The 8,607-nt window shown below is 68.8% G+C and carries 10 protein-coding genes; 5 read left to right on the top strand and 5 right to left on the bottom strand.

Annotated features, from left to right (window positions below; all coding sequences use genetic code 11):
* Positions 1–150: 150 nt before the first annotated feature.
* On the top strand, positions 151–768 hold the full coding sequence (locus Mterra_RS16435) for an RCC1 domain-containing protein (RefSeq protein WP_170159709.1): 618 nt from the start codon (positions 151–153) through the stop codon (positions 766–768).
* Positions 769–1,008: 240 nt separating this feature from the next.
* A complete protein-coding gene (locus Mterra_RS22000; RefSeq protein WP_147372886.1) occupies positions 1,009–1,224 on the top strand; it encodes a hypothetical protein in 216 nt (71 codons plus the stop codon).
* Here Mterra_RS22000 and Mterra_RS16430 read toward each other — a convergent pair.
* Positions 1,214–2,695, bottom strand: coding sequence for an HNH endonuclease family protein (locus tag Mterra_RS16430; RefSeq protein WP_119316147.1), 1,482 nt, complete (start codon positions 2,693–2,695; stop codon positions 1,214–1,216). The two genes, Mterra_RS22000 and Mterra_RS16430, sit on opposite strands and share 11 nt — an antisense overlap.
* 293 nt (positions 2,696–2,988) lie before the next feature.
* The gene (locus Mterra_RS22480; protein WP_170159708.1) at positions 2,989–3,156 is read right to left on the bottom strand and encodes a hypothetical protein; all 168 of its coding nucleotides are present in this window, start codon (positions 3,154–3,156) and stop codon (positions 2,989–2,991) included.
* Between the two features lie 178 nt (positions 3,157–3,334).
* On the opposite strand from Mterra_RS22480, the gene Mterra_RS16425 reads away from it, so the two are divergent.
* Together Mterra_RS16425 and Mterra_RS16420 are read left to right on the top strand one after the other, a co-directional pair.
* Positions 3,335–4,477 (top strand): helix-turn-helix domain-containing protein, encoded by a 1,143-nt coding sequence (locus tag Mterra_RS16425; RefSeq protein WP_170159707.1) that lies wholly within the window; start codon positions 3,335–3,337, stop codon positions 4,475–4,477.
* 4 nt (positions 4,478–4,481) lie between these two features.
* On the top strand, positions 4,482–5,099 hold the full coding sequence (locus Mterra_RS16420) for a hypothetical protein (protein WP_119316145.1): 618 nt from the start codon (positions 4,482–4,484) through the stop codon (positions 5,097–5,099).
* Here Mterra_RS16420 and Mterra_RS16415 read toward each other — a convergent pair.
* Both Mterra_RS16415 and Mterra_RS16410 read right to left on the bottom strand, forming a co-directional pair.
* Entirely contained in the window at positions 5,096–5,299 is a 204-nt protein-coding gene (locus Mterra_RS16415) for a hypothetical protein (RefSeq protein ID WP_245971666.1), read from the bottom strand. The two genes, Mterra_RS16420 and Mterra_RS16415, sit on opposite strands and share 4 nt — an antisense overlap.
* Before the next feature lie 131 nt (positions 5,300–5,430).
* Positions 5,431–5,814 carry a hypothetical protein gene (locus Mterra_RS16410; RefSeq protein ID WP_119316144.1) on the bottom strand — a complete coding sequence of 128 codons (384 nt, stop codon included), beginning with the start codon at positions 5,812–5,814 and terminating at the stop codon, positions 5,431–5,433.
* 211 nt (positions 5,815–6,025) lie between these two features.
* Between Mterra_RS16410 and Mterra_RS16405 the strand changes: the two genes are divergently transcribed.
* On the top strand, positions 6,026–7,975 hold the full coding sequence (locus tag Mterra_RS16405) for a S8 family serine peptidase (protein ID WP_119316143.1): 1,950 nt from the start codon (positions 6,026–6,028) through the stop codon (positions 7,973–7,975).
* A 204-nt stretch (positions 7,976–8,179) separates the two neighbouring features.
* Here the strand turns inward: Mterra_RS16405 and Mterra_RS16400 are convergent.
* Positions 8,180–8,607 (bottom strand): IS1595 family transposase (locus Mterra_RS16400; protein WP_119316142.1); only part of this gene is annotated, 428 nt, incomplete at its 5' end.

Below are 8,607 nucleotides of genomic sequence, written 5' to 3'. Positions count from 1 at the left end.
CCCCTCGAGGCCGCCCCTTCCCCGGCCCTTCCCCCCCCGGCGCGCCGCCGGGGGGCCTTGCCGTGGCTCTGAGAGGCTCGGGGAGGGAACGCCGTCCTGGAGCGGGCGGGTAAGCGTACCGGGTCCGGGAGAGCGGAAGCGTCGATTTTCTTGGACCGCCTCCGGCTAGGGCGGCCGGAGGGCGGGGGCCAGCACTCCCTGGCGGTGGGGCAGGACGGAACGCTGTGGAGCTGGGGGAACAACGCCTCAGGCGAGCTGGGCGGCCGGGCGACCCCCTACACCCCGGTGCCTACTCCTGTCATGGCGGGGGTGAAGGCCGTGGCGGCGCGCTGGGCGCACTCGCTGGCAGTCAAAACCGACGGCACGCTGTGGGCATTCGGGTCCAACGGGGCGGGACAGTTGGGCAACGGCGACTCCACAGATCAACCCCACCCGGTGCAGGTGATGGAGCGGGTGGTGGCGGTAGCCGCCGGGCAGGCCCACACGCTGGTTATCCGCGACGACGGCACGCTGTGGACCTTCGGGGCCAACAACGCGGGGCAGCTCGGGGACATGACCCCGGAGGGCCGAAACCGCCCCGGGCAGGTGATGCAGGGCACGGGCCGGGTGGTGGCGGTGGCCGCGGGCGGCGACCACTCGCTGGTGCTGCTGGGGGACGGCACGCTGTGGACCTTCGGGGCCAACGGCTGGGGCCAGCTGGGGGACGGCTCCTACACCAGCCGCAGCGAGCCCCGGAAGGTGCTCGACGGGGTCATGCTGCCGCGCTGAGGGCAAGGGCGTGCCCGCACGGCTCGGGGTGTGGGGTGAGGAGGCGGGCGGGTGCCCCCGCTCGAGCTTTTCCAGACTTGACCCCCGGCACCCCGGCCCCGGGCTGTGCCTCGAGTGCTGCGAAGGTCGGCGGGTGAGGAGAACGAACATGTAAAGGACGTTCACCCGCGGCAGGCCGGCGTCCGGATCCTGGCGCTGGAGGCGCTCGAGCGGGCTGCGGGGCGCAGCTAGAATAAGCCCGTGCGCGACAACCCCGTCGAGCCCATCCCCGACCTGGCGGTGACGCCGCTGTTGGCCTGGGGCTGGCGTCACCGCCGTGCCGGCGACGGCCCCCCGCCCCTGCTGCAGGGGTGGCCTCAGCGGGGACCGCCCGGTCACCCCTGCCCGGCGGGCGCTGGGGCCGGGTCCGTCTACCCCATCACCGGCCGGAATGGTCGTGCTGCCCTCAGTCCCTGACCCCCTCGAGCCGCTCTACTAGCCGCGCGAAGGTGTGCTCGATGAGGCGGAGCAGAGCGGCGGCCGCGCGCCCGGGTCTCTCGTCCGTGCCCAAGCGCACGGTCAGCCAGCGGAAGACCCTGGTGCCGGTGAGCTCGACGGCCTGCTCGGGGAAGGTCTCCCGCACCGCCGGCAGCAGCTGGGCCAGCGCCGCCTCGACGGCGGGGCGGCGCTCGGGGGCGCGCAGCTCCCGGTGGAAGTCGACGGACACCGCGTCGCCCCTGACCAGCACCTCGTAGTGGGCCAGGTGGTGCCAGCCGGCCGGGTGGACCTGCAAGTAGCACAGCTCCTGCCCCCCGCGCAGCTCCCCCAGGGCGCAGCCCTCGGGCAGGCGCGGCCGCAGGTCCAGGGCGACAGCGGCGACAAAGGCCTCAGGGTCCACAAGGGCTAGAGGCTCCTCGGGGTCCGCGTCCCCGACGACAGCTGCGCCATTCACCACCGGCTGGGGCGCGCCCTCGGGGAAGCGCCACGTCTCCAGGGCGAGCTCGAAGAGTCGCCTGCCCCGCTCCAGGATCTGCTCCTCGCCCCACTCCTCCACGTCGCGGAAGTACAGGTTGAGCCGCAGCGCGCTCTGCCGGGTGATCAGCCCGCGCTTGAGGGCGTAGGCGTCGTTCCTGTTCCTGGTGTTGAGCGCCTGGGTCAGCAGGGTCAGGTTGCCGAAGGTGTGGAGCAGGCGGGCGCGCCGGTCCTCGGGGGCCTCGTCGGGCGAGGGGGAGGCCGCGGGCGCGGGCCAGCGCTGCCTCCACTTCTGGGGCAGCACGTGCTCGACCGTCAGGCCGTCCCTGATCTCGATGCGCTCCTGGTACTTGGTGTGCAGCCGCTGCTCCAGGGCCCTGAGGACCATCTCGGTGCCCCGTGACCTCATGCGCCGGTAGGCCGGGGCGTGCAGCCAGGCCCGGGCGAACTCCTCGTCGCCCGGCCAGCGGGTGCTGGGGCTGCTGCCCTGCAGCAGGTACTCGCGCAGGGCCTCGCGGGCTTGGCCCCCGCGCCCGCGCAGGTGTTGGATGAGGCCGACGAAGTAGCGGTTGTAGTTGCTGGTCTCCAGCCCCGCCACGAAGCGGCGCACCAGGTAGGACTCCAGGTCGTCGAGGGCGGCGTCGAGCTCCGCCCCCTGTAGCCCGGCCTCCACCAGCAGGTAGAGCAGGACCGGGTAGACGGTGGAGAGCTCCATCCGCAGCAGCCGCTCGGCGAAGGCCCCCAGCCGGGTCGAGGGGTCGGGCTCGAGCAGCTCGCGGTAGGCGTCGCTGTTGCGGCGCAGCTCGCGCAGGCCCTCCTCGGTGCTGCGCTCCTGGCGGCTCCACCAGCCGCGGAAGGCGTCGAACAGGTTGTTGAGGTTGATGTCGCTGGCGAGCTTGTAGGTCAGGAAGTGGAACAGGAACAGGTCGAGGCGCCCGCGGGCCAGGCGGCCCTGCTTCGCCGGCGAGCTCCTCATCCCGCTGGCCCGCGGCTGGCTCCTGGCCAGGGTCGCCGAGTAGCCCTCAGTCCTTCCTGTACGCCTCCTGGGACCGTCCTTTTCTCTGGGGGGTTCTTTTTTGCTCTTCTATCCTGCCCTTCCCTCCCCTGCCGGCCCCGGGGATCCGCCTCCGTCTCACCGGTGCACCCGGGGCTGTCCCTTCGAGAGCAGCCGCCACACCCGTTACACCCCGGGCCACTCAGAAGCTCATCCGGCGGGCGGCGCCGGATGACGTCTGACCCGTAGCCGGGCAAGTTCGCCCCTTGCGCTGGCTACTTTTCCTTGCGTACCCCCTTGAACGGCTTGCCGTCGGACTTCTGGTCGATGAAGCGGCCAGTGTCCGTGTCGCGCTTCGTCCAGCGGCCGGTAGTCGGGTTGTGGGTCTGCGAGCGGTCGTCTACTGCCCCGCGCCGGAACCCTTTGCCGGTGTTCTTGGCCACGCCTGCTGCACCTCCCTCGGGGTCTGCGGTTCTTCAGCCCCGGTGATACCCCGAACCCCAGGGCCCCCTCGAGGTTAGCGTTAATTTTAACAAAATGCAAAGAAATTGGATATTAGTAGTTTACATAATAACAATCTGTTATTATGTGCCAGTAGTCAGCGGGTCAGGGGGTGAGTGTATGGAACCGATTGCCCTGGGTAACCGGATGCGCAAGGCGCGCGAACAGGCGGGCTTCAGCCAGGAGGCGGCGGCCGCCCGCCTCGGCCTTAAGGGCCCCGCCCTGTCCCAGTACGAGACGGGCAAGCGGGGGGTTGATGCCCTCGTCCTCGAACGCCTCGCCAAGCTCTACGGCGTGCCGCTCAACTTCTTCTTCGAGGGGCAGGAAACCCGATCGTGGGAACAGGCATTGCGCGAGAAGGGGGCCGAACTGAGCGATGAGGGGAAGGCCGGGGTCGGTAGGCTGGTGCAACTGGTCAAGGCCTTCGAGGACCTCTACGAGAGGACCGGGACCAGAATCCCCGAACGAGCGCACAGCCCTTTTGCCCCCTTGGAGGACTCGGCCCTCGAGGAAGCGGCCGTCGCGGAGCTAGCCGGGAGGACGCGAGCTTACTACGACCTGGGGAACGTCCCGATCAGGGACATGAAGGCCTTCCTCGAGCTTCATGGCTACCACGTTTTCACCGTGCCGTTTGGCGGGGCAGGGGATGATCTGTCTGGGCTGATCTTCTGGCACCCCCGGCTGGGCGCCGTCATCGCCCTGAACGAGCAGCAGGCCCCGGTGCGCCGCCCGTTCACGATGGCCCACGAGTTCGCGCACGGGCTGTACCACTACGGCCGCCAGGCCATCCTGTGCCGACACGGGCTGGGTGATCCCGCCGAGGAGTTCGCCGACAGCTTCGCGAGCCACTTCCTGATCCCGACCCCGGCCCTGGAGGAGCGGCTGGAGCGCATGGGGGTCGACACCGTGACCGACGCGGACGAGATCGCCGATCTCGTCCGCTATTTCGGGGTTAGCCCGAAGGCCATGCGGCGGAAGCTCGAGGCGGAGCGCAGGATCAGGGGGGAGGTCGAATTGAAGGGCATCCTATGGCGGGCCAAGGCCCTCGGCTACCCGGTCGCCGACTACGAGCTGGGGAGGGCGGCGCTGCCCCTTCAGGAGCGCTACCCCTACGCCTACGTGGAGCTGGTGAAGAAGGCGCTCGAGCAGGGGGCGATTTCCCGACGCCGCGCGGCGAGCCTCCTGGGCATGAGCGAGGTCGAGTTCGACGAGCTGATGGAGCCATCCCCGGAGGATCAACCCGAGCCCTATGCCATCACTTAGGCCCGTGCTGGACACCAACGCGTTGCGGCACTTCTCCTTCGCCCACCCCGAGGGCCTGGCTATCCTGCTCACCGGCATCGGCAGCGAAAGGGCCTACTTCCCCGCGGAAGTCTACCGCCAGGACGAGGGCCTGCTGCCGCTGGACGACGGCGACGACGAGGAGTTGAGCGAGCTGGCGCGGGGGCTACGCTGGGCCCGGCGTTCCGTGGCTCGGCTTCCTCCGGATCAGGCTAAACGCTACCAGACCTGGCTCGACAACAGCCGTCAGCTCCCCCGCCACCTGGAGCGGGGGAGCCTCGTCATCGACCCCATAACCCTGGAGGAATTGCCTCAGCGTGCCCAGCTCGAGCAACAGTTCGGCATCGGGAAGGGTGAGGCCGCGTGCCTCGTGCTAGCCCTCCGCTATAGCGGCGTGGCGGTCTTCACCAGCACCGATAAAGCCGCGCTCCGGGCCGCCCAGCAGCTCGCGGTCAAGGTGCTGTCGGGTATGGACGTCTTGTCCGGGTGGATCAAGGCCTCCCGACCGAGTAAGGCAGAGTTCGGGGGGCTCATCGCGGGGCTCGCCGGCGCCAAGTACACGCTGAAAGGCGAACATCTCGAGCGCCTTTACGGGCTGCTCTAAAGGAGGGAGGGAGCACCTACCCACCCCCCTTCCGCGTTGAGCCGGATGACCTCGGGCAGAAGCAGCGCCGCCAGCAGGTGCTCGCGGGTGTTCCCCTTAGCCCGGTCGGGACAGGCGCAAGACTCGCGCTCCAGGTCCACCAGGTAGTTCTCACTCCCCCGCGCCACGTAGACCTGGGGTAGGCCCTCCACCCGGTGCACCCGTCCCTCCAGCAGGACAGCCTCGGCCCGCTAGGTAGAAGAGCATCTGTGTATCCACACCCGACATCCTTGCAGAACGAAAAAAGGGCGGCCGTAGCCCCCCTTCCCATGTACGCCAGCTTTGACCCCGCTCAGAGCGCCAGGTCGTCCGTGCCCTCACCCCCCTCCCTCGGCTCCTCCGCCAGGATCACCACCGCCTTGCCGCTCACGGGGTGGGCGTTGAAGAGCCCGGTGAGGCCCTTCTTGTTGCCGAGCGCGGTGCCGACGCGGGTCCAGCGGGTCTTTTTCTCGCCGTCCTTCCCGTACTCCACCGGCGTGAGCACCCGATACGGCCCCTCGCCCACCGCGATCTCCTCCGAGATCACCACCGCCCGACCGCCCACGGGCACCGCGTCCAGCAAGAGCGAGGGCCCCTTGCTGTTCACGAACGCGGCCCCGACGCGGTTCCAGAAGGTCTTCTCCTCGCTGACCTCGACGGGCACGAAGACCCCGATGCTGTTCGATTCTTTGCTCATGGGTCCTCCTACCCCCTGCCCCCCTTCCGGTGGGGTCTTACGGGGTTTGCCCCCGCTCTCGGGGCGACAGCCCCCTGGATCCCCCCTCTGAAGACCGCACACGTTTGAGGAGACCTAAACAAAGGCTGAGCACTGGTCAGGCCCTCTTCTCCAGGTTCATTTGCACTGAATTTATTCCCTGGAACGTATATCTTTATTCGAGAGGTGGTCTATGAAAATCAAGGGATTCGCACGTGCAGCTACTGCAGGGTTGTTACTGCTGCTCGCAGCTTGTAACGGGGGTGGCGGTGGAGGCTCTGGCGGCAATGGGGGAGCCACCACCATCGAGGCCAGTTCCGAGTACCTCTCCTTCCCCGGCACCAGCTCGGCCACGGTGAGCGTGACCGCCGACGGCAGATGGACGGCCCAGAGCGACCAGGGCTGGCTCCAGGTCAGCCCGGCCTCGGGGAGCGGCGACGCCACCGTCACCGTCACGGTGAGCCGCAGCGGCCTCACCCCAGGCCACTACGCGGGCACCGTCCTCTTCAAGGGCAGCTCGGCGCGGGAAACCATCACGGTCTACATGCGCTTCCCCAGCCTCACGGGCAACATCACCGGCCCTGCGGACCAGGTACGGCCGGGGAGCCTGGGGGCCAGGCCCCTGGCCCTGGAGCCCGGGACCTACGTGCCGGGCGAGGTGCTGGTGGCGCTCGAGCCGGGCATGGTCGCGGTAAAGCAGGGCTTGAGCCCCCGTGGTGCGCGTAGCCTGCCCCAGGCGAGCCGCCAGGCGCTGCAGGGAGCAGCCGCTGCGCTGGCTGCGGACCACGGCCTCAGCCTGGCCGGGGTTCTGAGCCCCGAGCTGCCGGTGTTCAAGCTGCACACGGGGGGCAAGGCTGTGGGCGACGTCGTCAGGAAGCTCCGCCTGGACGGCCGTGTCCGTTCGGTGGAGCCTAACAGGGTCATCCAGGCCCTGGCTACCCCGAACGATCCGTTGTATAGCCAGCAGTGGCACTATGCCGCCATAAAGCTCCCCCAGACCTGGTACCTGACCGTAGGTAGCGCAGAGGTCACCGTAGCCGTGCTGGACACAGGGGTCAACGGCTCACACCCGGACCTGGCAGGCAAGATCCTCCCCGGCTACGACTTCCTGACCAACAGCACTAACGTTGCTGACGGCAACGGGCATGGCACCCACGTCAGCGGGACGGTCGCGGCCACGACCAACAACAACACCGGGGTCGCGGGGGTGAGCTGGGCCAGCAAAGTGCTTCCCGTACGGGTGATCGGCCCGGGCGGGGATGCCTACACCCTGGCGCGAGGGATCCTCTACGCGGCGGGTTTCTGCGTGTACAACAGCGCTGGCCAGCAGGTCTGCCCCCCTGCGAAAGCCAAGGTCGTCAACATGAGCCTGGGAATTTGGAGTTCCAGCAACCCCTGCGGCTCCCAGGTTCCCCTGGACGAGACGACGAGGTGGGCCATGGCCCTGGCCGCAAGCAACGGCGCGACCATGGTGGCCGCGGCGGGGAACTCCAACTGCCCTTTCGCCTTCTACCCCGCCGCCGACCCCACCGCTATCGCCGTCGCGGCCACCGGCCCCACCGACGTCAAGGCCCCCTACTCCAACTACGGGAGTGCGGTCTGGCTGGCGGCGCCTGGGGGCGACCAGACCAATTACGGCAACAGCGGAGGGGTTCTTTCGACGGTGCCGGGTGGTGGCTACGAGCACTATGAAGGTACCTCCATGGCCTCGCCCCACGTGGCTGGAGTCGCAGCCCTGATGCTCGCCGCGAACCCAGACCTGACCCCGGCTCAGGTCAAGCTCATCCTGGCCAACACCGCCACCGACCTGGGCGCGGCGGGCTGGGACCCGTACTACGGCTACGGGCTGGTCAACGCGGAGGCCGCCGTGAAGGCCGCCCGCGACCTGCTCAGCGCCCACTACTCCGACTTCAGGGTGCGCCTGCGGCAGGGGAGTACCCTGGTGGCCGAGGCGCGGGCGGACCGGGGCGGGAGCTTCGCCCTGGAGAACGTCCCCGCGGGCCGCTACACCCTCGAGGCCGGCAACGACCGCGACCACGACGGCGTGCTGGGGGAGCCCGGCGAGTTCTACGGCAGCACCGCCGTCGACCTGAACTACGGCGGCGACGTCAGCGGGGTCGGGCTGAACGTGCAGCCCCGCTAGGCACCCCCGTGCCGGGGACGCGAGGGCCTTCCCCAAGGCACCCACCCCGCACGCCCCGGCGGCAGTTCGCGGGCAGCTCAGGGTCCCGAGCCCGGACCCCGGTTTTCCTGGACCCGTCTCTGGACCAAACCCGTGTGAGAGAGCTGTTCAGAGCGGGCTTGAGGCCGTGAGTCTGTAAAACGAAAGGGGCTGTACTAGATAAACCTAGGTTACCCCCTCCTTTCTGAGCCAGCGTTTGAGCAGGCGGAGCTGCTGCTTGGGTGAGCCGTAGTTGAAACGGGAGTCGCGCTCCATGAGGAACAGCTCGAAGCTGGGTCGGGGGATGCCGTTGTACTTGCGCAGGACGCGCTTGGCTTGGCTCCAGAAGTTCTCGATGCCGTTGATTTGCTTGCCCTTCTCGTCCACCAGCCCTCTGTCGTGGTCGATGCGCTCGTACCTGAACTCGCTGACGTCCAGGGCGTCGTGACCGCCGAACCCGTCGGTGTACACGATGGGATCGGGCACGACCTTCTGCCGGATGATCGGCATCAGGGTCTTGGCCTTGAGGCCGTCGGGGACTACCGTGTACACCTTGCCCGCACGTTCCAGAATACCGAACACCGCCACCTTCCCCGCCGCGCCCCGGCCTCGCC

The sequence above is a fragment of the Calidithermus terrae genome (genome assembly GCF_003574345.1).
Classification (GTDB): domain Bacteria; phylum Deinococcota; class Deinococci; order Deinococcales; family Thermaceae; genus Calidithermus; species Calidithermus chliarophilus.
Note: the sequence above shows the minus strand (reverse complement) of the source record. Positions and strands in the feature narration are given on the sequence as shown.

Bases quoted from the DNA above. Each gene is read 5' to 3' on its own strand.
- Mterra_RS16430 (WP_119316147.1), bottom strand. From the start codon at position 2,695: ATGAGGAGCTCGCCGGCGAAGCAGGGCCGCCTGGCCCGCGGGCGCCTC.
- Mterra_RS16425 (WP_170159707.1), top strand. From the start codon at position 3,335: ATGGAACCGATTGCCCTGGGTAACCGGATGCGCAAGGCGCGCGAACAG.
- Mterra_RS16410 (WP_119316144.1), bottom strand. From the start codon at position 5,814: ATGAGCAAAGAATCGAACAGCATCGGGGTCTTCGTGCCCGTCGAGGTC.
- Mterra_RS16405 (WP_119316143.1), top strand. From the start codon at position 6,026: ATGAAAATCAAGGGATTCGCACGTGCAGCTACTGCAGGGTTGTTACTG.